The organism is Nonomuraea sp. NPDC005501 (assembly GCF_040605905.1).
Classification (GTDB): domain Bacteria; phylum Actinomycetota; class Actinomycetes; order Streptosporangiales; family Streptosporangiaceae; genus Nonomuraea.
Map to the genome: position 1 here is coordinate 1 of NZ_JBEXDT010000082.1, position 22469 is coordinate 22469.

Consider the following 22469-nt stretch of genomic DNA (forward strand, 5'->3'; position numbering starts at 1 on the left):
CGCGTCTCGCGGGGCGGCAACCCGTCATCGTGCGGTCAGTGGTTCCAGTTGCCGCCGTGGCCCCAGCCGCCGCTGCCGCCGCCGCTGCCGCCGTGGCCCCACTTGCCCCAGTGGTGCCAGTTGCCGTGGCCCCAGCCGCCGCTTCCGCCGCCGCTGCCGCCCCTGCACCACTGGAGTTCCCAAGCGCCGTGCCGCCAGCAGAACCAGCACTTGCGGCCGTTCCAGAAGCGCCACCGGCACCTGTTGGCCGAGCTGGCGGTAGTGACGTGCTGCGACATGGGCGTCGCGCACTTGGGGGCGGCGCTGGCGGCCTGTGCGTTGGCCGCGCCGCCGACGACGAGCGTGGAACCCGCCAGAGCGGCGGTGATGATGAGACGCTTGAGCATCAGAGATCACTCCCTGAGATGAGGGCCGCCCGCCGGATGTGCGAGGCGGTCTGGCTGGAGCGTCGAATTCGGTTTCTCCCGGGATACGCCGGATGCGGCGCACTGGAATCAGGCTAATAGCGGGGTTCGGGCGGAGTCTCCCGGCAAGAGGCAAAGCCTTATTTCCTCATATATCACTACACAGCCTGACTTCTTCTGCTATGTCCTGACTTAAGGGCTTATGTGCACTTCCACGTGGTGGTGTGGCCACCGTATACGGCCAAGGGATCTCCCGGGGAGCGTAAATTCCGATCCCCGGAAGGTTTGGGGGCATGGGGAGGGGCGTGCTGTTTTTCGGTCGCGAGAACGTCCATCGACTCGAACGACAGACAAAGCCAAGATTGATCCCTTTGGGTGAGACTTGTGGGGAATAGTGCGTCATGCGGCTATTTGTCACAGATAAGTGGGAATTCTCCGGTTTGCGTCCATGGGCGCTCGTTCTTCGAGGCGAGACACGTGCTCGTGCTCATCGCCGGAGTGGAGAAGTCATGCACAGTACCCGCTCATTCATCGTCCTCGGGTCGGCGCTCGTCGCCACCCTCACGCTCTCCCAGGGCTTCGCCGTGGAGGCCCTGGCCGCCCCGTCCCAAGCGAACGCGGACGTGACGGCTCTACAGACGCGGCTGGACCCGTGCGATGGCAAGGGCCACGGCTGCTCCAAGGGCTACTCCGACGGCTATGCCGACGGCGTACGGTGCCAGCCCTCCAACCCGCACGGCTCTCCGGACTCGGGCCAGCCGGACTACACCTATGGCTACGACGTCGGTTACACGGCCGGCCGGACTCGCGGAGGCTGTGGCGGCCAGGGAAGCTCGTCCAGGAAGGCTCAGCTCAGATCGGCGGGAGCGGCGCAAGGAGCTTCCGACGCGCAGACTTTCGGCCAGTGCGTGAGGTCGAACTTCAGGGGCATGCCCAAGCCCTTCCGGCGCGGCTACAAGTCCGCCAATCCCTTCTGCTAGAGGCTCTGGCAGCGCGGCACGGCCGACGGCCCCCCGTGGCCGCCCTCGTGTCCGCGGGATGAACGGATCAGGTGGCGGCGGTGCACAGGTGGGCGTCGTCGTGCGGATCGTCGAGCCGGTCCAGCCCGGCCCGGCCGCGCGGGCGCATCAGCGTCACCGCCGCCGCCGCCAGCAGCGCCCCCGCGCCGCACACCGTCCAGCGCGGCCCCAGCCAGTCGGCCGCGAGCCCCTGGAGCAGCCCGCCCACCGGCAGCGACGCCGTGTAACACGCGATCCGGCACGCCATCACCCGCCCCCGCATGCCGTCGGCCACGATGACCTGGATCGAGGTGTTCACCGAAGAGATGACCGCCAGGAACGAGCCCCCCACGACGATCAGCGCCACCACCCCCCAGGCGTACCCGGGCGCCGCCGCGAATCCGATCATGGAGAGCCCGTACAGCATCAGCCCCCAGCGGACCACCGGCCCGAGACGGAGCTTGTGGTGCCAGCCGGAGACCAGCGGCGCCGCCACGACCGCGCCCAGCCCGAGCGCCGCGTTGAGCAGTCCCAGCCCGACCGGCCCGGCCCGGAAGACGCTCTCCGCGAAGACCACCGTGAACTGGAAGATCGGATGCCCGAGCATCCCCACCAGCACGGACACCACCAGCGACATGACGATCCCCGGCTGGCGCCGGATGTAGCGCGGCGCCGCCAGGAACTGCCGGGTCATGCCCGCCGGCGCCGCCTGCTGGGGCCGGCCGGCGCGCGGGTGGATCGCCGCCAGGGCCGCGAGCACGAACAGGAACGACACGGCGTTCAGCAGGAACGTCCACGAGGGCCCCAGCACGGCCAGCAGCAGCCCGGCGATCGCCGGGCCGAGGGAGCGGGCGGTGTTGAACTGCAGGCTGTTCAGCGTCACCGCGGAGTGCAGGTCGCCGCGCGGCACCAGGTCGCTGACGAACGACTGCCACGTCGGCATGTTGAACCCGGCGAAGACCCCGCCGACGCCCACCAGCACCAGCATGACCGCCGGGTCCCGCTGGCCGGACGTCCACACCGCCCACAGCAGCAGCGCCGAGACCGCCATGCCCGACTGCGTGGCCAGCAGGATCCGCTTGCGGGAGCGCCGGTCGGCCAGCGTCCCGCCCGCCGGCGCCAGGAACACGCTGGGCACGAACTGCGCCACGCTCACCAGCCCGACCCAGAAGGCGCTGCCGGTGATCTGGTACAGCACGTACGGCACGGCGAGGTTGCTCAGCCAGCTCCCGGTGCTGGAGACGAGGGCGCCGCACCAGAAGATCGTGAAGTCGCGGTGCCGGAAGGCCCGCAGGGAGTGGCGCACCCCGCTCGGCGTGCCGGCGTGCCCGCCGGCCGGCGCGGGAGAGTGGGGGGCGCCGCCTGCCGAGGGCGGCTGGGACGGGGGATGGCGTTCCTGCTTCACTCGTGCATTCCTCCCCCGCCGGAGCGGCACGGCAGCGCCGGAGGCCCGCCGATTGCGGTTTCCGCGCCCGGCGAAACGGGATGCGCGGCCGGGTCCCCGGCGGGAGCGGGTCTACGGGGGCGCACGTAGACGGACGGCTGGAGGGGGCGTCTAGGGTGGTTTCCATGGGAATGGTCGGAACGGTCGGGCTGGTGCTGCATCCGCGACGCGACTCGGAGGAGGCGATCGGCGACATCCTGCGCTGGGCCGACGAGCGCCATGTCACGGTGCTCGGCCTCCCCGAGGAGGTGGGCCGGATCGACTGCAGCGCCGTGGCCGTCGACGCGGAGGCCCTCGTGGAGCGGGCCGACCTGCTGGTCAGCCTGGGCGGCGACGGCACCATGCTGCGCACGATGCGGCTCATCGCCGGCCGCCCCACCCCGGTCCTGGGGGTCAACCTGGGCCGGCTCGGCTTCCTGGCCGAGATCGACGTGCGCGACCTGCCCGCCACCCTCTCGGCCATCGACGGCCACGCCTACGCCGTCGAGCCGCGCATGGCCATCCGCGCCAAGCTGGGGGAGGAGGAGGTCACCGCGTTCAACGACATCGCGCTGGCCCGCATCCCCGGTGAGGGCCTGGCGGCCGTGACCGTCACCCCGGCCGGCGACCCGTTCGTCCGCTACGCCGCCGACGCGGTGATCGTGGCCACCTCCACCGGGTCCACCGCCTACAGCTTCTCCGCCGGCGGGCCCATAGTGTCGCCGCGCGTCGAGGCGGTGCTGGTGGTGCCGGCGGCGGCCCACTCGGTGTTCAACCGCGCCCTGGTGCTGCCCGCCGACGAGGAGGTCACGCTGGAGGTCATGCCGACCAGCGGGCGGGTGGCCGTCGAGGTGGACGGCGCGGTGCACGCCCACCTGTGCCCGGGCGACCAGGTGTCGATCGTCGCGGTGCCCGGCGCGGCCAACGTCGTGCGCCTCGGCACCACGTTCTACGAGCGGGCGCGCCGCAAGCTGGGCGTCGAGGGCAGCAGCGCCGTCGGCTGAGCCGTCTCACCCGGGAACGCGCCGCGCCGCGAGGCCACCAGCGCGGACAGGGCCGTGGTGATCGGCACGGCCGAGATGAGCCCGAGGGTGCCCACCACGCTCCGGATGATCTCCTGGGCGATGACGGGCGTCCCCAGCACCTCTCCGAGCGGCTGCGCGCCCACGCTGAACAGCAGCAGCAGCGGCAGCGACGCCCCCGCGTACGCCAGGATGATCGTGTTGATGACCGAGGCGATGTGGGCGCGCCCGACCCGGCTGCCCGCCCGGTAGAGGCGGCGCCAGCCGTACGACGGGTTGGCGGCGGCCAGCTCGGTGACCGTGACCGCCTGCGTGACCGTCACGTCGTCCAGCACGCCGAGCGCGCCGATGATGACGCTGGCCAGCAGCAGCCCCTGCGTGTCGATCCTCGTGCTGAGGCCGAGCATGAACGAGCTGTCGTCGGTGACGCCGGTGAGCCGCGCGAACCCGATCGCCCCGTACGCGAGCAGGCCCGTCACCGTGAGGCTGGCCAGTGTCCCGAGGACGGCCATGGACGTCGTCAGCGTGAACCCGTGCGTCAGGAACAGCACGGTCAGCATGATCGCCGCCGCGCCCACGATGGCGACCAGCATGGGCGGCTCGCCCTCCAGGATGCCGGGGATCACGAACGCCAGCAGCAGCACGAACGTGATCGCCAGCCCCACCAGGGCCGTCACCCCGCGCCAGCGGCCGAACGCGATCACCGCGAGCGCGAACGCCGCCGCCGACAGCCACAGAGCGTCCGTACGGTCGTGGTCGGAGAGCTGGTAGCCGGGCTCGTCGTCCGGCTCCTCACCGCCGCTGACGCGGATGAGCACGACGTCGTCACCCGCGGCGAAAGGCTGCGTCCCCGGTCCCGTGGGCAGCGCCAGCTTCACCTCCCGCCCCAGGTCGGGGCCCTCGTCGACGCGTACGGTGGCGTGGCCGCAGGTCGCGGGGTCCGGTGGCGCGGCGCCCTCCGGCACCTGCGCGCACTTCCCGGGCAGGACGGCCGTCACCGTGCCGCCGAGCTGGTCGAAGCCCGCCCCCGCGGGCTCCGCGCTCCGCCCGGACGGCCACAGCCAGACCAGCATGACGAGCGTCGCCACCGCGAGCGGCACCAGCACGGCCAGCGTCGCCGTCACCGCCCGCCGCGAAGCGGGAACGCTCCCGCCGTGGTGATGCCCGTGCCCGTGCCCGGCGCCCATCCGCACCCCTGTCCCGTGCCGCCACCTGTCGCTTTCCGCCACCGCGATCAGTGACAGTACTGCAACCACGGCCGGGTATTCGCCGCCGCGCGGGGTAGGCGCAGCTCATGACGACCTGGGTCGGCACCTCGGGGTGGCAGTACAAGGACTGGCGCGGCGGCCTGTATCCCGACGGGGTGCCGCAGCGACTGTGGCTGGAGACGTACGCCGAGACGTTCCGCACCGTCGAGAGCAACAACGCCTTCTACCGCCTGCCCTCGCCGGAGTCGTTCGCCGGCTGGCGGGAGCGCACCCCCGACGGGTTCGTGATGGCGGTCAAGGCCAGCAGGTTCCTCACCCACATCAAGCGGCTCGCCGACCCGGAGGAGCCGGTGCAGCGGCTCATGACCGCGGCCTCCCAGCTCAAGGAGAAGCTCGGCCCGGTCCTCCTTCAGCTCCCGCCGACGCTCAGGGCCGACCCCGAGCGTCTCGACCGCTGCCTGGCCTGCTTCCCCGGCGGGGTGCGCGTCGCCGTCGAGTGCCGGCACGAGTCCTGGTGGACCCCCGAGGTCCGCGACCTCCTCCAGGCGCGCGGCGCCGCGCTGTGCTGGGCCGACCGCCTCGGCCGGCCGGTGGCGCCGCTCTGGCGGACGGCCCCCTGGGGGTACGTGCGGCTGCACGAGGGGCGCGCCACGCCGCGGCCCTCGTACGGCGACACGTCGCTGCGCACCTGGGCGAGCCGCGTCCGGGACGCGGGCTGGCAGGACGCCTACGTCTACTTCAACAACGATCCGGGGGGCGCGGCGGTGCGGAACGCCACCCGCTTTGCGAGACTCCTTTAGGTGCACACACGCCTGTACCGCAACGGTGTCCTCGAAAAGGAAGGGTTTCCCGTCGAGGACGTTTCCGACTACGTCCGCGACCCGGACAACACGGTCTGGTTCGACCTGTGCTCCCCGACGCGGGAGGAGCTGGGTGTCCTGGAGGAGGAGCTGGGCCTGCACGAGCTGGCCGTCGAGGACGTCGTCTCCGGCCACCAGCGCCCCAAGGTGGACATGTACGACAAGCACCTGTTCATCACCGTCTACGGGGTCCACGTCGACGACGGGCGGATCGACCCCGTCGAGGTGGACATCTTCGTCACCGCGAACGCGCTCGTCACCATCCGCGAGAACGAGCGCTTCGACATCCAGGAGGTGATGAGGCGCTGGGACGCCACCAACGGCACCCTCGGCGGGAACGGCGTCGCCTTCCTCCTCCACGGGCTGCTCGACTACGTGGTCGACGGCCACCTCGACTACGTGGAGGACATCGACGGGCGGGTCGAGGACCTGGAGGAGCAGCTCTTCGACGAGAGCCGGCCGATCGACGGCCCCGCGCTCCAGCGCGCCATCTACGAGCTGCGCCGGAGCCTGACCCGGTTCCGCAAGATCGCCATGCCCATGCGGGAGGTGCTGGGCACCCTGCTGCGCCGCAACCACGGCCTGGTCGCCGGCACCGCCATGGCCCCCTACTACGAGGACGTCTACGACCATGTGATCCGCGTCGACGAGTGGCTGGAGTCCACCCGCGACCAGGTCGCGAACCTGCGCGAGACCCGGCTGGCCCAGCAGGGCTTCCGCCTCAACGAGATCATGAAGCGGCTCACCGGCTGGGCCGCCATCATCGCCGTGCCCACCCTGATCACCGGCTTCTACGGCATGAACGTGCCCTACCCGGGCTACGGGGCCGAGTGGGGCTTCTGGCTGTCGGCCGTGCTGATCGCCGGGATCTCCGTGGGGCTGTACGCCGCGTTCAAGAAACGGGACTGGTTGTGAGTGCCGATGCGTCGGCGGCTCGTAGTCGTCCGCCGAACGCGGCCAACCATGAGTGCGGCGGACACGGCCCTCCCCGGTCCCGCAGGACGAGCCGTACCGTCAGCCGGAGCTCCCTGGCCCCCGAGGCGGGATGGAGCGGCAGGCAGCGCCCGCCGGCGACGAGCGTCCTGCGGCCGATCGGGGTGGCGATGACCGGCAGCTCCTCGTACGTCGCGGGGACGGCCAGGCGCAGCACCCAGTCACCGTCCGGGGTTCGGCCCCGCGTCCCCTCCAGGGCGTAGTAGTCGAGGACCCCGCCACTGGCCGAGACCACGGCCCGCATGGTGAACCGGCCGCCGCGCGCCGTGAACACCTCCGCCGACGGAGCCCGGTAGACCGAGTGGACGTACGCGAGGGCGAAGACGCCCGAGGGCGGCAGCACGAGCCCGCCGACGGCCGGGCGCCCGGCTCCGGCGGCGGAGGCGAGCGCGAGCACGCACGCCAGGGCGAGGAGGAGGCGGGTCAGCCCTCCCCGCGGGCGGGTCAGGCCTTCTCCTTGTAGTAGCGGGCCGCCCCGGGGTGCAACTGCACGGGCGCCACCTGCTGCCCCAGCTTCGGGTCCAGCTTGTTCGCCTCCGGGTGGACGGCCGCGAGCTGCGCCTTGCGCTCGAACAGGACTCTGGTGATGTCGTAGGCGAGCTGCTCGCTCATGGAGTCGGGCACCAGCAGCACGTTGGCGACGCCGACCGTCTTGATGGCGCCCTTCAGCTTGTAGACGGACAGGTCGATGTCGAGGCCGACGTATTCCTCGCCGTACTTGGCGCGCATGCCGGCCAGGGCGTCGGAGGTGTCGAGCATCCTCATGTCCGGCCGGCTGCTGGCCAGGTCCACGACGCCTGCCGTGGGCAGGCCGCCGACCCAGAAGAACGCGTCGATGGTGCCGTCCTTGACCGCCTGCACCGACTCGTTGATCGAGAGCTGCTGCTTGCTGACGTCGGTGTCGGGCGCGAGGCCGACCGCCTCCAGCATGCGGCGGGCGACGACCTGGGTGCCGGAGTTCGGCGGGCCGAGGGAGACGCGCTTGCCCTTGAGATCGGCCACCTTGTCCGCCTTGACGCCGGGGGCGACCACGACGTGGGCGTAGTTGTCGTAGATGCGGGCGATGGCCTTGACCGGCTGCTTCGCGGTGAACGTGCCCGTGCCGTTGACCGCGTCCGCGGCCGTGTCGGACTGGGAGAAGCCGATGTCGGCCTTGCCGGTGGCCAGCAGCTTGATGTTCTCGACCGAGGCCGAGGTGACCGAGGCCGTCGCCTGGGTGTCGGCGATGCCGTCGCTGAGCTGCTTGGCCAGGCCGCCGCCGTACACGTAGTAGACGCCGGTCGTGCCGCCGGTGGCGATCGACAGCCGGTTGCCCCGCCCGCCGCCCGCCCCGCCGCCGCAGCCGGCCGCGCCGGCGGCCAGGACGGCCGCGGCGAGCACCGCGATGATCCGCTTCACGTTCGGTGTCTCCTTCGCCTGATGAGGTGGACGGCCGCCGCGACCGCCAGCACGGCGAGGCCCGCGGCGATGGGGACGGGTTCGAGGAAGAGCAGCAGCACGGCGGCGACCGCCGCGAGCAGCCGTTCCGGCACGCCGGGCAGCCCGCCGGTCGCCATGGCCAGCGCCGCCACGGCCACGGCCGAGACGGCCGCCATCAGCAGCACCGTCCCGATCGGGCCCTGCCCGAGCAGCGCCTGGCCGTTGGGCGTGAGCACGAACGCGAACGGCACCAGGAACGCCGGCAGCGTGTAGCGCCAGGTCATCATCATCGTCTTGTACGTGTTGCCGCCCGTGATGGCGGCCGCCGCGACGGCCGACAGCGCGGTCGGCGGGCTCACCTCGGACAGGACCGCGTAGTAGAAGACGAACATGTACGCCTCGGCGGGCGTGACGCCGAGCTGCGTGAGCGCCGGCTTGATGATCACCGCGGCGATGATGAAGCTCGCGGTGACCGGCACGGCCAGCCCCAGCAGCATGACCGCCACGGCCGCGAGGACGGTCGTCAGCACGAGGCTGCCCGCGGCGACGTCCACGATGATCGAGCTGAGGTTCAGGCCCAGGCCGGTCTGGGTGATGACGCCGACGATGATGCCCGCCGCCGCGCACACCGCCGTCACCGGCAGCACCTCCAGCGTGCCCTTGGCGAGCGCCTCGCCGACCCGGCGCGGCCCCATGCGGTGCGCCGGGTCCAGGAACGACAGCGCGAACGCGATCGCGGTGGCGATGACGACGGACTGGAAGGCCGACCGGTCCAGCGCCATCAGCACGATGATGAGGACGAGCGAGCTGAAGTGGTAGCCGAAGCGCAGCAGCAGCCGGCCCGCGCTGGGCGCGTCCACCTCGACGGCGCGGGTGCCGAAGCGCCGCGAGTCGACCTCGATGGCCAGGAAGATGCCCAGGTAGTACAGCAGTGTCGGGATCGTCGCGTAGAGCAGCACCTCCAGGTAGCTGACCTGGAGCAGCTCGGCGATGATGAACGCCGCCGCCCCGAGCGTCGGCGGGGACAGGATGGCGCCGATGCCGCCCGCCGCCAGGATGCCGCCGGCGGGCTCCCTGGGGTAGCCGGCGCGCCTGAGCACCGGCCAGGCGACGCTGCCCAGGCTCACCGTGGTCGCCACACCGGAGCCGGACACCGTGCCGAGCAGGAACCCGGCCATGGTGACCGTCCGGCCGGGGGCGGAGCGGGAGCGGCGGAACGCGGCGAAGCTGAGGTCGATGAAGAATCTGGTGGCGCCGGAGAAGTCGAGGACCGCGCCGTAGATGGTGAAAAGGATGATGTAGCTGGCGGCCACCTGGAGGGGAACGCCGAAGAATCCCTCGGTGCCGGTGTAGAGCTGGGACACGATTTGGGAGATGTCGAATCCGCGGTGCCCGATCGGCCAACTGATAGGCAAATATGCCCCGAAATAGGCATAAATCAAGAAAAGTGCGCAGATGATGGTGAGAGACCAACCGACCGTGCGCCGTACGGCCTCCAGCAGCAGCACGGTCAGCACCACGCCCGCCAGGAGGTCGAGCGTCGTCAGGGCCGAGCCGGAGCCGCGGTCGCGGAAGGCGTCGATCCCGAGCAGCGGGTAGACGAGCACGGCGAGGGACGCCGCGGCGAGCGCCCAGTCGGCCACGGTCGGCCGCTCGCCACGCCGCACGCCCTCCTCCTCGGGCACCCGGACCCGCCGGGCCGGCCACGGCCGCCCCGACCGGTAGCAGAGGAACACCAGCGGCAGCGCCACCGCCAGGAACGTCATCCGCTGCTCCAGCGCCTCCACCGGCCGGAACACGACGACCAGCGAGTAGACCGACAGCGCCGCGCCCACGACGCGCACACCCGTCCAGAGGGGGCCGGTGAGCACCCGGGCCGGGCGTTCCTGCTCCTGGGCCGCCGCCGGCTCCGGCGCGCGATCGCTCACCTCGGTCACAGGGCCCTCCCCGACACGGCGTCTCGGGGAATGTACGTTCCCGTTACCGGTCCAGGGAAGGGGCCGTTACCCTTCCTTGACAACAAAGATCACGCATCAGTCCAAAACGCCGTTCGGGACGGCGGTTCAATGACCGAAAACATCAATGCCGGCCGACCGGAAAAGCACCGCGCGTCAGCGTGACGAAGTCGCGCCGCAGGAGCGTCAGAGTGGCACTCAGCCCTTGCCTGCCGCGTTCACGATCCGGGTGGTCGAGCGGTCGGGGATGGCCTCCAGCTCCCAGCACTCGGCGCCCAGCAGCGCCGCGGCGGCGCGCCGGCCGCCCGCGTGGGGGTCGCCCGCGGTGTGCGCGAGCGCGCCGGGCCGCATCGGGGCGAGCAGGTCGATGTAGTCCTCGGGGCCGTGCGCCTCGGGCGGGCCCGTCACGATGAACACGCCCGCCACGAACCGCAGCGCGGCCATCACCTCGGCCCGCTCGGCGGCCGGGTTGAGCGGCCGGCTCGGCCCCTTCCAGGCGCGCACCCGCGGGTCGTCCTCCACGCCCACGACCAGGGGAAGCCCACGCTCGGCGACCTCCCCCAGGTAGCGCACGTGACCCACGTGCAGGATGTCGAACACCCCGGTGACGACCGCCGCCCCTGGCTGGGCGTACGGCTCCACCCAGACGGCCTCCAGGCTGCTCACGTGGGCACTCCTCTTCGTCGATGCGTCGATCGCAGACTACTCGGTCATCCGGACGGGCCGCGCTGGCGACCGACGGAAAGGGCATTCCTACCTTTTGGCGATATCTCAGTGCTTGGGGTGGCGCGTCTTATGACGTCGCCGGAATGGGGGAGGCCGCAGTGACGCCACCGCACGCACGCAACGCCCACCAGGGAGTCCACCCGGAGCAGGAAACGGGCACGAAGCGACCGCCCGGCACGCGGGACCTGCTCGTCCACTTCCCCGGGGTGCCGTCACAGGTGTCCAGGACGAGGCGGCTCGTCGCGGCGGTCCTGGGCCGCGACCACCCGCTCTACGACGACTGCGCGCTCCTCACCAGCGAGCTGGCCACGAACGCGATCCTGCACTCCCGGTCCGGGGCGGGCGGCTGGTTCACGGTGGGGGTGCGCGCCTCCGGGCCGGCGGTGCGGGTCTGGGTGGCGGACGCCGGCTCCGAGGAGCCGCCCTGCGCCTGCCGTACGACGGGGGACGGGGACGACCCGGAGAGCGCGCACGCCACGAACGGGCGCGGCCTGCCGCTGCTGGAGGAGCTCAGCCATCGCTGGGGCCTCAGCCGCGCCAACGGGGCCACGACGGTGTGGTTCGAGCTCACCCCCGCCTGACACCGCAGGGCTAGAGGTCCAGGCGGCACAGGCCCTCGGCCAGGGCCTTGGTGGTCAGGCGCGTGCGGCTGTCGCAGCCCAGCTTGGTGAAGATGTGCTCCAGGTGCGTGGTGACCGTCCGCACGCTGAGCACCAGCGCGGCGGCGATCTGCGGGTTGGAGTCGCCGGCCGCGACACGGGTGAGCACGTCCACCTCCCGCCCCGTCAGCTCGTACGGCAGGGCGCACGGCCGTTCGGCGACCACCGCGCCCTGGATGGACCCCTGGAACCCGACCCCGGCGCGCAGCAGCCGCAGCTCGTGCCAGCGGCCGTCGCGCCCGAGCCACAGCCCGTGCCGGTTCAGCTCCCTCGCGTCGATGAACGCCCGGGCCAGCGCCGCCAGGCCGGGCTCCCCGGTCAGCGCCGGCGACGCGGTGAACCCCGGCACGTCGCGGCGCGTGCCCAGCCGGTCGAACGTCACCGCGCTGAACCCGGGCGGCAACCCCACCGGGTCGATCACGCACCGCGTCAGGTCGGTGACGTGCGCCAGCATCGGCGCGACGGCCGTGACCAGCGGCTCGGCCAGCTCCGGGAACGCGCCGCGCGACGCCAGGTGCAGCAGGCCGGTGTACCGTCCCCCGGACAGGAACAGGGGCGTGGTCAGCCCGGCCGTCCAGCCGTACGGGGCGAGGTGGCGGCGGAAGTAGCGCTCGGTGCCCGGCTCGGGCATGCTCACCGGGGCGCGCGTGGCCATGGCCCGGCGGTAGGCGTCGAGCCCGGTGTACTCCTCGGCCGCGTCGCCGTCGATGCGGTGGTGGCCGTCGGAGACGACGCTGTGATGCCTCCCGGTGGCGGGGTCGAACGCGACGAACTCGTACGCGTCGAGCGGCACCACGCGGCGCAGCGCGGCCATCGCGGCGTGCGCGCCGCCGCCTCCCGCGACCTCGTAGCCGACCTCGGCGAACGCCTGCAACTGGCGGACGTTCAGGGTGATCTCGGCCACGGTTCTTTATATCCCACGAGGCCCTGACCTTTCGCCCAGCCACGCGGAACCCGGATACCTCTCCCACACCGCCGGCACCGGCGGGCCACGGCCCACATGATCGCGTAATCTTTGCTGGCATGACGGCCGACCGGATGGCGCGGAGGGTGACGGACCTGCTGGCGCCGCAGGTGCTGGTGATCGCCATGCCTCCCGTCGTGGGGCTGATCGCCCAGGGCTGGACCGGCGCCCTGTGGGGCCTGCTGGCCTCCGTCCTGTGCGGTGGCGTGCCGGCCCTGGTGATCGCGCTCGGGGTCCGGTCCGGGCGGCTGGACTCGCACCACATCGTCGACCGGGCCCGCCGCACCGGGCCACTGCTGTCGGCGGTGGCGGCCGTGCTCGTCGCGCTCGTGCTGCTCATCGCGCTGGGCGCGCCGACCCTGCTCGTGGCCACCGTGGCCGGCATGCTCGTCGCCCTGGCCGTGACCGTGCCCGTCACGCTGCGCTGGAAGATCTCCTTCCACGCCGCCGTGTCGGCGGGCACGGTCGTGGTGCTGGCCCACGTCCTTCCGGCCGTCCCCACCGCGCTGGCGGGGGCGGCCGTCGTGGCGCTGGTGTGCTGGGCCCGCGTACGGCTGGCGCACCACACGGCGGCCCAGGTCGCGGTGGGAGCCCTGGTGGGCGTCGCCGCCACCTGGGCCACGCTGGCGGCCTTCGGCGTCGGCTGAGCGTCACCGGTGCTCCCCGCGGGCCTTGCCGACTCTCAGGCGGCTCGGCGCCGGTCCTCGCCGACCACGTCCCTCAGCACGTCCGGCCGGTTGGTGATGATGCCGTCCACGCCGTGGCCGAGCATCCGGCGCATGACCGCCGGGTCGTCCACGGTCCAGGCGAGCACGCGCATGCCCCGCGCGTGGACGAGCCGCACGTACTCGGGCGTGACGTCCTGGTACGGCGGGTTGACCTCGTCGGCGAACCCCGCCACCTCGGCGAGCCGCCCCGTGGACGGCTTGCCGAGCAGCCCGATCGGCACGTCCGGCATGAGCGCGTGGAACCTGCGCATCGAGTCCCAGTCGAACGACTGCACCACCAGCCGCCCCGGCTCCAGCCACGCCGGGGCGCGGCGCAGCTCGGCGGCCACGCGGGACTCGATGCCGGGGTACAGGTGCGGCGCCTTGATCTCCAGCAGCAGCCCGAGCCCGCTGCCGCTCATCGCGCGCAGCGTCTCGGCGAGCGTGGGAACCGGCTCGTCGGCGTAGTCGCCGTCGAACCATGAGCCGGCGTCCAGCCTGCGGATCTCGGCCAGGGAGAGGCCGGACACCGGCCACGGGGCGCGCCCGGGGAAGACCTTCTCGGCGTCGGTGGTGCGGGCGAGCGTGTCGTCGTGCATGAGGACGAGCCGGTGGTCGCGGGTCTCCTGGACGTCGAGCTCGAACAGGTCGGCCCCCTGCTCGGCGGCCAGCTCGAAGGCGGCGATGGTGTTCTCGGGCGCGTACGCGGAGGCACCGCGGTGCGCGACGACGGACGGCACGGGGGCGGGTCCCGCCGCCGAGGCGGCGGGCGGAGGGATGACGGCGGCCAGGACGGTCAGCGCGGTCACGATGACGAGACCGGGTCGTCGGCTCATGAGTCTCCTCGGGTCCGGGGGAGCGGTTCCGCCTCTGAACCTGACAATCCTGCATGACCTGCTGTTGAGTTCCGGGTGTCTCCGAGATGTCGAGTGGAGGATGTGGCGCTCAGGTCTCCAGAGCGTGTCCGGCGAGGCACCCCGATCCGTCATGACATGGTGCGAAAAATGGTTTCACCTGGCCAGCTTCCGTAACCAACAGTGCACTGAGGGCGATGTCGGAAGGAGGGGCTGGGCGAGGGGGTGCGGTGTCGGAGCGCGTGAGGCGCCATACCGAGGCGCGCATGGCCAGGATGATCGCCTACACCCGGGCGGGCACGACGCCGTTCGTCTACATCCCGCTGCTCGGCTGGCACCACCTCCAGCACCCGGCCCTGTCCGTCGTCTCGGCCGCGGCGGCCACGGCCGAGGCCGCCTGGTTCGTCCGCCGCGCCTGGCGCTCCGGCGACCTTCGCGACCCGCTGCTCGTCTGGGGCGACGTCGCGTTCTGCGTGGTGCTCATGCTCGCCGGCACGCGGGCCGCGTTCCCGGCGGACCGCAACGTGATCACGACGGAGTTCCTGCCGTTCAGCCTGGTGGCGCCGGCGGCGATGGGGTTCGGGCTGGGGTTCGCCGCGCGGGCCGTGCCGGGGCTCGTGGCGCTGTGCCTGTCGTGGGTGGCCGCGCTCTACCCGCACTACGCGCTGAAGCTGGTCTCGGACCTGCTCGGTTTCGTGCTCTGGTACGGCATCGCGGTGCTGATCGGCCGGGAGCTGCGCACGCTGGCCGGGGCCGCGCAGAGCGCCCAGGAGGCCACCCGGCGGGCCGAGCGCCTGCTCGCCGAGCAGGAACGCCTTCACATGATCACCCGGCATCGCGAGCTGACCCACCGGGAGATCCACGACCACCTGCTGCCCATCGTGGACCACGTCGCCGCCGGCCAGCACGTCGATCCCGGGCTGGCGCGGCAGGCGCGGCTCGGGGCGAACCGGGCGCGCCGCTTCATCATGGACCCGCGGGCCGCCGACGAGCTGCCGTTCGAGCAGCTCATGGAGGAGGTCTGCGACACGTACATCGCGCGGGGGCTCGCGCTGACGTCGGTGATCCTCGTGGACGGCGACCCGCCCGAGGAGGTGGGGGAGGCCGTCGCCGCGGCGGCCCGCGAGGCGCTCACGAACGTGCTCAAGCACGCCGGCGAGGACGCCCGCGTGAACCTGTTCGTGGAGTCGGGGCCCGACCGGCTGGAGGTGGTGATCCGCGACCGGGGGCGCGGGTTCGCGACGGGGCGGGCGCGGCCGGGCGGCGGGTTCCTGCGCACGTTCGCCGCCGTCGCGCGGCACGGGGGCGTCTGCGACGTCACCTCGGAGCCCGGCGCGGGCACCCGCGTCGCGATCCGCTGGCCGGAAGCCGCCCATGCCGGATAGCGCCCCGGGCGGACCTCCCGGCGCGTCCCCGGGCGCGGCCACCGCCAAGCTGATCATCGTGGACGACCATCCGTCCGTCACGGAGTCCATCACGCTGCGGCTGCTGGACGCGGGCTTCGCGGTCCTGCCCGCGGTGACGGACGTGGAGGACATCGACTGGGCGCTCACCCCGGACGTCGCGATCTGCGACCTGCGGCTCCTGCCCGGTCTGTCGTGGGGCGGCGCGATCCGGCACCTGGCCGGCCACGGCTGCCGGGTGCTCGCCATGTCCGGGGTGGCCACGCCGGAGCAGGTGCTCGACGCGATCGAGCAGGGGGCGCGGGGGTTCGTGGAGAAGACGTCCATGCCCGCGGAGTTCGTCTCGGCGGTCGCGGCCGTCGTCGAGGGCCGCCACCACGTCTCGGCCCGGCTGGCCGGCTACATCCTGGAGGACGTCCGCCGCCGCCCGCTCGCCGACGGCGAGCTGGGCGCTGTGGAGCTGAGCGTCGTGCGGGCGTTCGCGCAGGGCGACAGCGCCGTGGAGGCCGCGCTGCGGGCCGGGGTGCCCGAGGCCGAGCTGCACGCGCTGGTCGCCAGGGTCTTCGAGGTCGTACGGCGCCGTCGCAGGGACCGCCGCTACCGGCTGACCGGGCGCGAGCGGGAGGTGGTCCGGCTGGTCGGCCACCTCGGCATGACCCGCCACGAGTCGGCCCGCGAGCTGGGCGTCGGCGAGGACCGGCTGTCGGACCTGCTGGCGGGCGTGCGGGACAAGTACGTGGCCTGCCATCCCGGCGAGAGCCGCAACCTGGCGCCGCTGAGCGCCGCCATCCGCTGGGCCAACGAGCTGGGAATCCTTCCTTAGCACGGCGGGGCGCGGCCGGCAATACCCGGCTTTCCGGGGCTACCGGACCGTTCCAAGGGCCGGTACCCATGAGAGTGACGACGGCTGGACCGGAGGGGAACATGGGCACGGAGCATGCGAGGCGCGGGCCGGGCGGGCGGCGGATCCTGGCCGGGGTGGCGCTGATCGCGGGACTGGGCGTGCCGGCGGTCGCGCCGGCCCCGGCGAACGCGCGGGCGTTACCGGCGACGGCGTACGCGGGGGCGGCATCGTCGGCGGCGGCATCGGCGGCGGCATCATCGGCGGCGGCGAGGGCGGTGGTGGTGCTGCGGGCCGGGCAGATCCTGCGGTTCCAGCAGGTCAAGGGGGCGCCGAGCAGCCGCGCCCGGGCCCGGGTCGCCAACGCCGTCCTGACGTTCTTCGAGAACGGCACCTTCGCCTTCACCACCACGGACGTCCGCACCGACCTGTACCCGCTGCGGGGCCGCTACCGGATCGACGGCAACCGGGTGAGCTTCGCCGCGAACGGGTCCTCGCGCATCGGTGGCAGCAGCGCCTTCACCGAGCTGATCGGGAGCATCGACTTCTCGTCCCGTCCCGGGGTGATGACCCTCGACTGGGCCAGCGGGGCCGGGTACGGCGCGGTCGTGAACGGCACGAGGTTCGGGACGGGCGCCTCGTCGCAGATCCACGCCCAGGTCACCGTGGTGCAGGGCTGACCCCGCGGCACCCGCCGAGGGACGGGCGCGGACGGCCGGAGGGGACCGCCCGCGCCCCCGTTCCAACTTCTCACGTTCAGTGATCTCGCGAATCCGGCGCGCTGTGCGCGTGGCGCGGCGCCGGGCGGTCTACCATCCGGTGAGGTGAGCACGGACCCCCACGCGCGCACGGCGCTGGACCACCTGTACGAGACCTTCGCCCGGCACCCGCTGCCGGAGCACACCGTCGTCTGCGACCACTGCGTCTCCCCGGACGTGGTGCGGGCCGCGCGCACGGGGCCGCTGCGCTCCCTCGGCGCGGAGGTCCTCGAACCGTACGCCTGGAACCACGGGACGTGGGGTGACGAGGCAGACTTCAAGCACTACCTGCCACGCCTGCTGGAGCTGCTGATCACCGAGGAGATGGACGGCTGGTTCGTCGCGCCGGACCTGGCCGCGCGGACGGCGCGGGCCTGGACCGGCTGGCCGGACGACGAGAGGGAGGCCGTCGTGGCGGCCGTCGGCGCGTGGTGGCAGGTGACCCTGAGCGCCTACCCCCGCGAGCTCGGCGCCCCGGAGCTGATCGCGCTCATCGGCGACGGTTACCGGCTGGACCCGCTGCCGTACCTGGCCGTATGGGAGGAGACGGCCGGTGAGGAGGCGGCGGCCCGGCACCTGGCGGGCCTCATGCGCGACTGGCCGGTCCGGACGGCGGCCGAGCGCGCGTGGTACGCGGAGGTGGACCGGTGGATCGCCGGGCCCGCCCCGGTCCGCCTGCTCGGCGAGGGCCTGGCCGCCACGCGCTCGCCGGCGGTGGAGCGGGAGCTGCGCAAGGCCCTGGAGCTGTGGGAGAGGCGCAACCCGGTCGGGCTGCACGAGCCCGGCTGATCCTGGCCCGGCTGATCCTGGGTTGATTCTGGCCGGGGTGATTTCTGTCGGTGGCGGATGGCACGCTGGGCCGGCATGAGCGATGACACGAGCGGCCGCATGAGCGGGCCCAGGGCCGTGGACGTGAGCCTGCGGGCCGTGACGGAGGCCGACCTGGAGGTCTTCTTCGAGCAGGAGCGGGACCCGGAGGCGACCCGGCGCTCCAGGTTTCCGGCGCGGGAGCGTGAGAGGTTCATGACCCACTGGCGGACGCGGGTCCTGGGCGACCCCACCGTCCTCGTCCGGGCGGTCGTCGTGGACGGTGAGGTGGCGGGCAACGTCGTCGCCTGGTGGGAGGGCGAGCGGCGGTTCATCGGCTACTGGTTCGGGCGCGCGTTCTGGGGGAGAGGCGTCGGCACGCGGGCGCTCGCGCTGTTCCTGCGCGAGGAGAAGGCCCGTCCCCTGTACGCCGACCCCTTCAGCGGCAACACCGGGTCGGTGCGGCTGCTGGAGAAGAGCGGGTTCCGGCGCGAGGGCACGGTCCTGCACGGCGAGGACGAGCACATCATGTTCGTGCTGGACGAGCTCTAGGGCCCCGGCATGGCGGCCGGGACGGCGCCGCGCCGTCCCGGGTCCCGTCAGGAGGCCGGCGGGACGGCCGTCCGCACAGGGCGGGGATCAGGCCGCGGGGGCCCAGCGGGGGTCGCGGCCCAGGTAGCGCAGCAGCGCCGCCACGTCGTCGTCGCCCTCGGCCGCCGGCAGCACCGCCGCGTACGCCCCCCAGGCGCGCAGCGGCTCGACGATCCGCCGGGCCACCTCCAGCAGCTCCCGCGCCATGCCGGCGGTCAGCGGCGACGGCTGCCCGGTCGCGACGGCGATGTCCCACGCGTGCACGGCGGCGTCCAGCGCGCAGGCGCCCGCCCCGAGCGACGGCTCCATCGCGTTCGGCGGGACCGGCACGGGCACCTGCTCGGCGTCGCGGTCCACGCCGGCCCAGGCCGCGGCCGAGCGTCCCAGGGCCGACTCCGTGTACGCCTCCGGGTCCTCGGCCAGGGTGCCCGAGGGCGCGAACGGGTCCTCGGCGGGGCCCGGCTCGCCGGTGAGGAACGCCGCGAAGCCCACCTGGTCGCCGGCGGCGTGCTGGAGCACCTGGGTCACGTCCCACTTCGCGCACGGGGTGGGCAGGTGCCACGCGTCCGCGGGGACCCCGCGCACGACCCGGCGCAGCGCCTCGTGGGAGAGGTCCAGCACGTCCCAGCCGGTGTTCACGATCTCGCTCATGTTCCGCAGCCCTTCCGTTTCGGTGATGTCATCATCATATCAGAACGGAATGCTTTGTTCCACTGTTGTGGCGAACCGTTCCAAGGACCTGTCGCGGCACGGCCGGACTCAGGTGAGCAGGCGGGTGAGGACGCGCGTGCCGAACTCCAGCCCCTCGACCGGCACCCGCTCGTCCTTGCCGTGGAACATGCCGAAGTAGTCCAGGTCCGGCCGCAGCATCAGCGGCGCGAACCCGTAGCCCTCGATGCCGAGCCGGGCGAACGACTTGGCGTCCGTGCCGCCGCTCATCACGTACGGCACCGGCCGCGCCATCGGGTCCTCGGCCACCAGCGCCCCCGCCAGCTCGTCGAAGAACGGCGACGGGTACGACGCGGCCGGCGCGTCCTCCAGGTTCACGAACTCCCGGGTGATCTTCGGCCCGAGCAGCTCGTCGATCGTGGCCAGGAACTCCTCCTGCAGCCCCGGCAGGTAGCGCCCGTCCACGTGCGCCTGGGCCGTGGACGGCACCACGTTGACCTTGTAGCCCGCGTCCAGCATGGTCGGGTTGGCGGAGTTGCGGATCTGCCCCTTGAACAGGGTGCCGAGAGCGCCGAGCCGGGCCGCCTCCTCATCCAGCCGGTCCAGGTCCACGGGCTGCCCGGTGATCTCCGACAGCTCCTGGATGAGCGCCGCCACCGACGGCGTGAGCCGTACCGGCCACTGGTGGGAGGCGACGCGGGACAGGGCGTGGACGAGCGCGGCGACGGGGTTGTCCACGGCGGGCCGCGAGCCGTGGCCCGCCACGCCGTGCGCGGTCAGCCTCATCCAGGCCGTGCCGCGCTCGCCCACCGCCACCGGGTAGACCCGGTGCTCGCCCGAGGCGACGCTGAAGCCGCCCGACTCGCTGATCGCCTGCGTGACCCCGTCGAACAGGTCACGGTGCTCGGTGACCGCGTGCCGCGAGCCGTAGTCGCCGGTCGCCTCCTCGTCGGCGAGGAACGCCAGCACGACGTCGCGCCTCGGCCGCTCCCCGCGCGCCCGCATGCCGAGCACGGTCGCGAGCGTCATCGCGCACGAGCCCTTCATGTCGACCGCGCCCCGGCCGTACACGCAGTCGTCGACGATCTCGCCGGAGAACGGGTGCATGCGCCACTCCGCCGGATCGGCCGGGACCACGTCCAGGTGGCCGTGCACGAGCAGCGCGTCGGGCGAGGCGCCTTCCAGGCGGGCGACGACGGTCGTGCGGCGCGGCGCCGACTCGAACACCTCCGGCTCCAGGCCCGCGTCGGCCAGCAACGTGGCCACGTACTCGGCCGCCGGCCGCTCGCCCGAGCCCGGGTTGGTGGTGTCGAACCTGATCAGGTCCGAGCAGATCTCGGCAACGCTCTTCACGCTCTTCCTTCCAGTTTCAGCGGCGGCACCTCGGGCGTCTCGAACCCGAAGATCAGCCCGTAGAACGCCAGCTCGGCCTCCAGCGCGGAGACGATGGTCTCCTCCCGGCGCCAGCCGTGCTGCTCGCCGGGGTAGGTCAGCAGCGCCCACCGCCTGCCGTGCCTGTCCAGCTCGGCCGTGAACCGCTCGGCCTGGCTCACGTCCACGATCGCGTCCTCCAGCCCGTGCAGCATGAGGCACGGGCCGGACGCGTGCGCGGCGCGCAGCAGCGGCGAGCGGTCGGTGTAGCGCTGCCGGGTCTCGGGCAGCGGCCCGATGAGCCCGTCCAGGTAGCGCGACTCGAAGTCGTGCGTCTCGGCGGCCCAGCTCTCCGGGTCGGTGATCGCGTAGTGGGCGACGCCGCCCGCGAACACGTCACTGTGCACCAGCGCCGCGACCGTGGTCCAGCCGCCCGCGCTGCCGCCCCGGATCGCGATCCGCGCGGCGTCGGCCCTGCCCAGCTCGACCAGGCCGCGCGCCACCTTGGCGCAGTCCTCGACGTCGACCACGCCCCACTGGTGGCGCAGCCGCTCCCGGTAGGCCCGGCCGTAGCCGGTGGAGCCGCCGTAGTTGACCTCGGCCACGCCGATGCCCCGGCTGGTGAAGTAGGCGATCTCCAGGTCGAGCACCATCGGGCGGGTGCCGGTCGGCCCGCCGTGCACGAAGATGACGTACGGGGCGGGCCCGGGCGCCCCCGCGGGCGGGTAGACGTGCGCGTGGACGCCCTCGATCGTCAACGCCTCCGGGCCGGGCAGCAGCGCCCGCTCGGGCAGCGGCTTGGGCGCCGACACCACCTCGCGCGCGCCGCTCGCCAGGTCCACGAGCGTCACCTCCCGCGGCGTGTACGGCGTGGCCGACACGCCCACGGCCTTGCCGCCGGCCGCCGACACCGTCGAGGCCCAGTACGTCGCCTCGCCGCCCACGTCCCGCAGCTCCCCGGTCGCGGGGTCCAGCACCGACAGGAACAGGCGGTCCGCCGTGCCGTGCACCACCACCAGCCCGGAGTCGGCGACCGCGAACCAGGACGCGCCCGGCTTCCACGGCGCGTCGCCGAACTCCTCCTCGCGCGGCGTGAGGTTGCGCGCCGGCCCGCCCTCGCGGCCCACCAGGTGGAGGTTCCACCAGCCGGTCGCGTCGGTGACGGCGTACAGAGAATCCTCGTCGCGCCACTCCGCCTGCACGACCGACTCGGCCGGGCCGCCCGCGACCACCGCGCGCGGCCCGGCGGTCCCGTCGGGGCCGAGCGGCGCCACGCACAGCTCCGTGCCGTCCCACGGCATGTTCGGGTGGTCCCAGCCGATCCAGGACACGTGGCCGCCGCCGGGCGACAGGCGCGGGCACATGAGGAAGTGCTGCGCCCGCACGATCACCCGCACCGGCCCGCCGGCCAGCGGCACGGCGACGAGGTCGCGCGTCGTGCCAATCTCGCGCACCGCCCACACCTCGTCGCGTCCCGGCGCCAGGTAGAGGTCGGCGTAGCGGGCCGGGCCCTCCGGCGTCAGCGCCACCGGCTCGCCGTCGCCGTCGAGCCGGTACAGGCGCTGGTCCGCCCAGTTCGTGAACACCAGCCCGCCGCCCGGCAGCGGCCGCCAGGACCGGCCGCCGTACTCGATGACGCGGTTGCGGGCGTTCCAGCCGGCCGGGAGCGCGTCCACGCGCGACCCGTCCGGCAGGCGCCGCACCACGCACCGCCGGCCGCCCTCGTGCGGGCGCGGCTCGTCCCACCACACCTCCACCCCGGCGGGCGTGGCGACGGCCTCCACCCACAGGGGGCCGCCGTCGGTACGGGCCACGTCGATCGGTCGAATGCTCATGG

Annotated in this window: 23 protein-coding genes; 11 read left to right on the top strand and 12 right to left on the bottom strand. The window is 73.0% G+C overall.

The features are described from left to right. Positions 1-35 precede the first annotated feature (35 nt). A complete protein-coding gene (locus ABZS51_RS31785) occupies positions 36-386 on the bottom strand; it encodes a hypothetical protein (RefSeq protein ID WP_355448704.1) in 351 nt (116 codons plus the stop codon). Positions 387-913: 527 nt separating this feature from the next. Between ABZS51_RS31785 and ABZS51_RS31790 the strand changes: the two genes are divergently transcribed. Then, positions 914-1384 carry a hypothetical protein gene (locus ABZS51_RS31790; RefSeq protein ID WP_355448706.1) on the top strand — a complete coding sequence of 157 codons (471 nt, stop codon included), beginning with the start codon at positions 914-916 and terminating at the stop codon, positions 1382-1384. A 67-nt stretch (positions 1385-1451) separates the two neighbouring features. Here ABZS51_RS31790 and ABZS51_RS31795 read toward each other — a convergent pair whose 3' ends face one another. Next, on the bottom strand, positions 1452-2807 hold the full coding sequence (locus ABZS51_RS31795) for an MFS transporter (protein ID WP_355448709.1): 1356 nt from the start codon (positions 2805-2807) through the stop codon (positions 1452-1454). A gap of 164 nt (positions 2808-2971) precedes the next feature. Here ABZS51_RS31795 and ABZS51_RS31800 point away from each other — a divergent pair, with 164 nt between their 5' ends. Next, the gene (locus ABZS51_RS31800) at positions 2972-3829 is read left to right on the top strand and encodes an NAD(+)/NADH kinase (protein WP_355448712.1); all 858 of its coding nucleotides are present in this window, start codon (positions 2972-2974) and stop codon (positions 3827-3829) included. On the opposite strand, the gene ABZS51_RS31805 is transcribed toward ABZS51_RS31800, so the two are convergent. Beyond that, positions 3775-5103, bottom strand: coding sequence for a YibE/F family protein (locus tag ABZS51_RS31805; RefSeq protein ID WP_355448715.1), 1329 nt, complete (start codon positions 5101-5103; stop codon positions 3775-3777). The two genes, ABZS51_RS31800 and ABZS51_RS31805, sit on opposite strands and share 55 nt — an antisense overlap. A gap of 38 nt (positions 5104-5141) precedes the next feature. On the opposite strand from ABZS51_RS31805, the gene ABZS51_RS31810 reads away from it, so the two are divergent. Then, the gene (locus ABZS51_RS31810) at positions 5142-5855 is read left to right on the top strand and encodes a DUF72 domain-containing protein (protein ID WP_355448718.1); all 714 of its coding nucleotides are present in this window, start codon (positions 5142-5144) and stop codon (positions 5853-5855) included. Further along, a complete protein-coding gene (locus ABZS51_RS31815; protein WP_355448721.1) occupies positions 5856-6830 on the top strand; it encodes a magnesium transporter CorA family protein in 975 nt (324 codons plus the stop codon). It begins immediately after the preceding gene. Here the strand turns inward: ABZS51_RS31815 and ABZS51_RS31820 are convergent. The 4 genes from ABZS51_RS31820 to ABZS51_RS31835 all read right to left on the bottom strand — a co-directional run bounded on the left by ABZS51_RS31820 (position 6808) and on the right by ABZS51_RS31835 (position 10948). Next, a complete protein-coding gene (locus ABZS51_RS31820) occupies positions 6808-7305 on the bottom strand; it encodes a DUF1850 domain-containing protein (protein WP_355448723.1) in 498 nt (165 codons plus the stop codon). The genes ABZS51_RS31815 and ABZS51_RS31820 overlap by 23 nt on opposite strands. A 47-nt stretch (positions 7306-7352) precedes the next feature. After that, positions 7353-8306, bottom strand: a complete 954-nt coding sequence (locus ABZS51_RS31825) for a TAXI family TRAP transporter solute-binding subunit (protein WP_355448726.1) — start codon at positions 8304-8306, stop codon at positions 7353-7355. Continuing rightward, complete coding sequence (locus tag ABZS51_RS31830) at positions 8303-10264, bottom strand: TRAP transporter fused permease subunit (protein WP_355448729.1); 1962 nt, start codon at positions 10262-10264, stop codon at positions 8303-8305. The genes ABZS51_RS31825 and ABZS51_RS31830 overlap by 4 nt, the downstream gene beginning before the upstream one ends. A 216-nt stretch (positions 10265-10480) precedes the next feature. Further along, complete coding sequence (locus ABZS51_RS31835) at positions 10481-10948, bottom strand: adenylyltransferase/cytidyltransferase family protein (RefSeq protein ID WP_355448732.1); 468 nt, start codon at positions 10946-10948, stop codon at positions 10481-10483. 158 nt (positions 10949-11106) lie between these two features. Here ABZS51_RS31835 and ABZS51_RS31840 point away from each other — a divergent pair, with 158 nt between their 5' ends. Next, complete coding sequence (locus ABZS51_RS31840; RefSeq protein WP_355448735.1) at positions 11107-11589, top strand: ATP-binding protein; 483 nt, start codon at positions 11107-11109, stop codon at positions 11587-11589. A gap of 10 nt (positions 11590-11599) precedes the next feature. Here ABZS51_RS31840 and ABZS51_RS31845 read toward each other — a convergent pair whose 3' ends face one another. Beyond that, a complete protein-coding gene (locus tag ABZS51_RS31845) occupies positions 11600-12571 on the bottom strand; it encodes a LuxR C-terminal-related transcriptional regulator (RefSeq protein WP_310713987.1) in 972 nt (323 codons plus the stop codon). A gap of 119 nt (positions 12572-12690) precedes the next feature. Here ABZS51_RS31845 and ABZS51_RS31850 point away from each other — a divergent pair, with 119 nt between their 5' ends. Further along, positions 12691-13278 (top strand): hypothetical protein, encoded by a 588-nt coding sequence (locus ABZS51_RS31850; protein WP_355448738.1) that lies wholly within the window; start codon positions 12691-12693, stop codon positions 13276-13278. 35 nt (positions 13279-13313) lie between these two features. On the opposite strand, the gene ABZS51_RS31855 is transcribed toward ABZS51_RS31850, so the two are convergent. After that, entirely contained in the window at positions 13314-14174 is an 861-nt protein-coding gene (locus tag ABZS51_RS31855) for a glycerophosphodiester phosphodiesterase family protein (protein ID WP_355448741.1), read from the bottom strand. 284 nt (positions 14175-14458) lie between these two features. On the opposite strand from ABZS51_RS31855, the gene ABZS51_RS31860 reads away from it, so the two are divergent. The 5 genes from ABZS51_RS31860 (at position 14459) to ABZS51_RS31880 (ending at position 18553) form a co-directional block, all read left to right on the top strand. Then, positions 14459-15577 (top strand): ATP-binding protein, encoded by a 1119-nt coding sequence (locus ABZS51_RS31860; protein ID WP_355448744.1) that lies wholly within the window; start codon positions 14459-14461, stop codon positions 15575-15577. Beyond that, on the top strand, positions 15567-16418 hold the full coding sequence (locus tag ABZS51_RS31865; protein WP_355448747.1) for a response regulator: 852 nt from the start codon (positions 15567-15569) through the stop codon (positions 16416-16418). Before ABZS51_RS31860 ends, ABZS51_RS31865 begins: the two co-directional genes overlap by 11 nt. Positions 16419-16519: 101 nt before the next feature. Continuing rightward, the gene (locus tag ABZS51_RS31870; RefSeq protein WP_355448750.1) at positions 16520-17116 is read left to right on the top strand and encodes a hypothetical protein; all 597 of its coding nucleotides are present in this window, start codon (positions 16520-16522) and stop codon (positions 17114-17116) included. A gap of 144 nt (positions 17117-17260) precedes the next feature. Next, the gene (locus ABZS51_RS31875) at positions 17261-17983 is read left to right on the top strand and encodes a hypothetical protein (RefSeq protein ID WP_355448753.1); all 723 of its coding nucleotides are present in this window, start codon (positions 17261-17263) and stop codon (positions 17981-17983) included. Positions 17984-18058: 75 nt separating this feature from the next. After that, positions 18059-18553 (top strand): GNAT family N-acetyltransferase, encoded by a 495-nt coding sequence (locus ABZS51_RS31880; RefSeq protein WP_355448756.1) that lies wholly within the window; start codon positions 18059-18061, stop codon positions 18551-18553. A gap of 87 nt (positions 18554-18640) precedes the next feature. Here the strand turns inward: ABZS51_RS31880 and ABZS51_RS31885 are convergent, their stop codons facing one another. From ABZS51_RS31885 to ABZS51_RS31895, 3 genes are all read right to left on the bottom strand, one after another. Then, positions 18641-19243, bottom strand: a complete 603-nt coding sequence (locus ABZS51_RS31885) for a TIGR03086 family metal-binding protein (protein WP_355448759.1) — start codon at positions 19241-19243, stop codon at positions 18641-18643. A gap of 108 nt (positions 19244-19351) precedes the next feature. Beyond that, a complete protein-coding gene (locus ABZS51_RS31890; RefSeq protein WP_355448762.1) occupies positions 19352-20614 on the bottom strand; it encodes a M20/M25/M40 family metallo-hydrolase in 1263 nt (420 codons plus the stop codon). Next, positions 20611-22467: a prolyl oligopeptidase family serine peptidase gene (locus ABZS51_RS31895; RefSeq protein WP_355448765.1), complete on the bottom strand. Its 1857-nt coding sequence runs from the start codon at positions 22465-22467 to the stop codon at positions 20611-20613. Before ABZS51_RS31895 ends, ABZS51_RS31890 begins: the two co-directional genes overlap by 4 nt. Between the last annotated feature and the right edge of the window lie 2 nt (positions 22468-22469).

Coding starts and splice junctions, on each gene's coding strand:
- ABZS51_RS31785 (WP_355448704.1), bottom strand. CDS start 386: ATGCTCAAGCGTCTCATCATCACCGCCGCTCTGGCGGGTTCCACGCTC.
- ABZS51_RS31790 (WP_355448706.1), top strand. CDS start 914: ATGCACAGTACCCGCTCATTCATCGTCCTCGGGTCGGCGCTCGTCGCC.
- ABZS51_RS31800 (WP_355448712.1), top strand. CDS start 2,972: ATGGGAATGGTCGGAACGGTCGGGCTGGTGCTGCATCCGCGACGCGAC.
- ABZS51_RS31810 (WP_355448718.1), top strand. CDS start 5,142: ATGACGACCTGGGTCGGCACCTCGGGGTGGCAGTACAAGGACTGGCGC.
- ABZS51_RS31850 (WP_355448738.1), top strand. CDS start 12,691: ATGACGGCCGACCGGATGGCGCGGAGGGTGACGGACCTGCTGGCGCCG.
- ABZS51_RS31855 (WP_355448741.1), bottom strand. CDS start 14,174: ATGAGCCGACGACCCGGTCTCGTCATCGTGACCGCGCTGACCGTCCTG.
- ABZS51_RS31860 (WP_355448744.1), top strand. CDS start 14,459: ATGGCCAGGATGATCGCCTACACCCGGGCGGGCACGACGCCGTTCGTC.
- ABZS51_RS31865 (WP_355448747.1), top strand. CDS start 15,567: ATGCCGGATAGCGCCCCGGGCGGACCTCCCGGCGCGTCCCCGGGCGCG.
- ABZS51_RS31870 (WP_355448750.1), top strand. CDS start 16,520: ATGGGCACGGAGCATGCGAGGCGCGGGCCGGGCGGGCGGCGGATCCTG.
- ABZS51_RS31880 (WP_355448756.1), top strand. CDS start 18,059: ATGAGCGATGACACGAGCGGCCGCATGAGCGGGCCCAGGGCCGTGGAC.
- ABZS51_RS31885 (WP_355448759.1), bottom strand. CDS start 19,243: ATGAGCGAGATCGTGAACACCGGCTGGGACGTGCTGGACCTCTCCCAC.
- ABZS51_RS31895 (WP_355448765.1), bottom strand. CDS start 22,467: ATGAGCATTCGACCGATCGACGTGGCCCGTACCGACGGCGGCCCCCTG.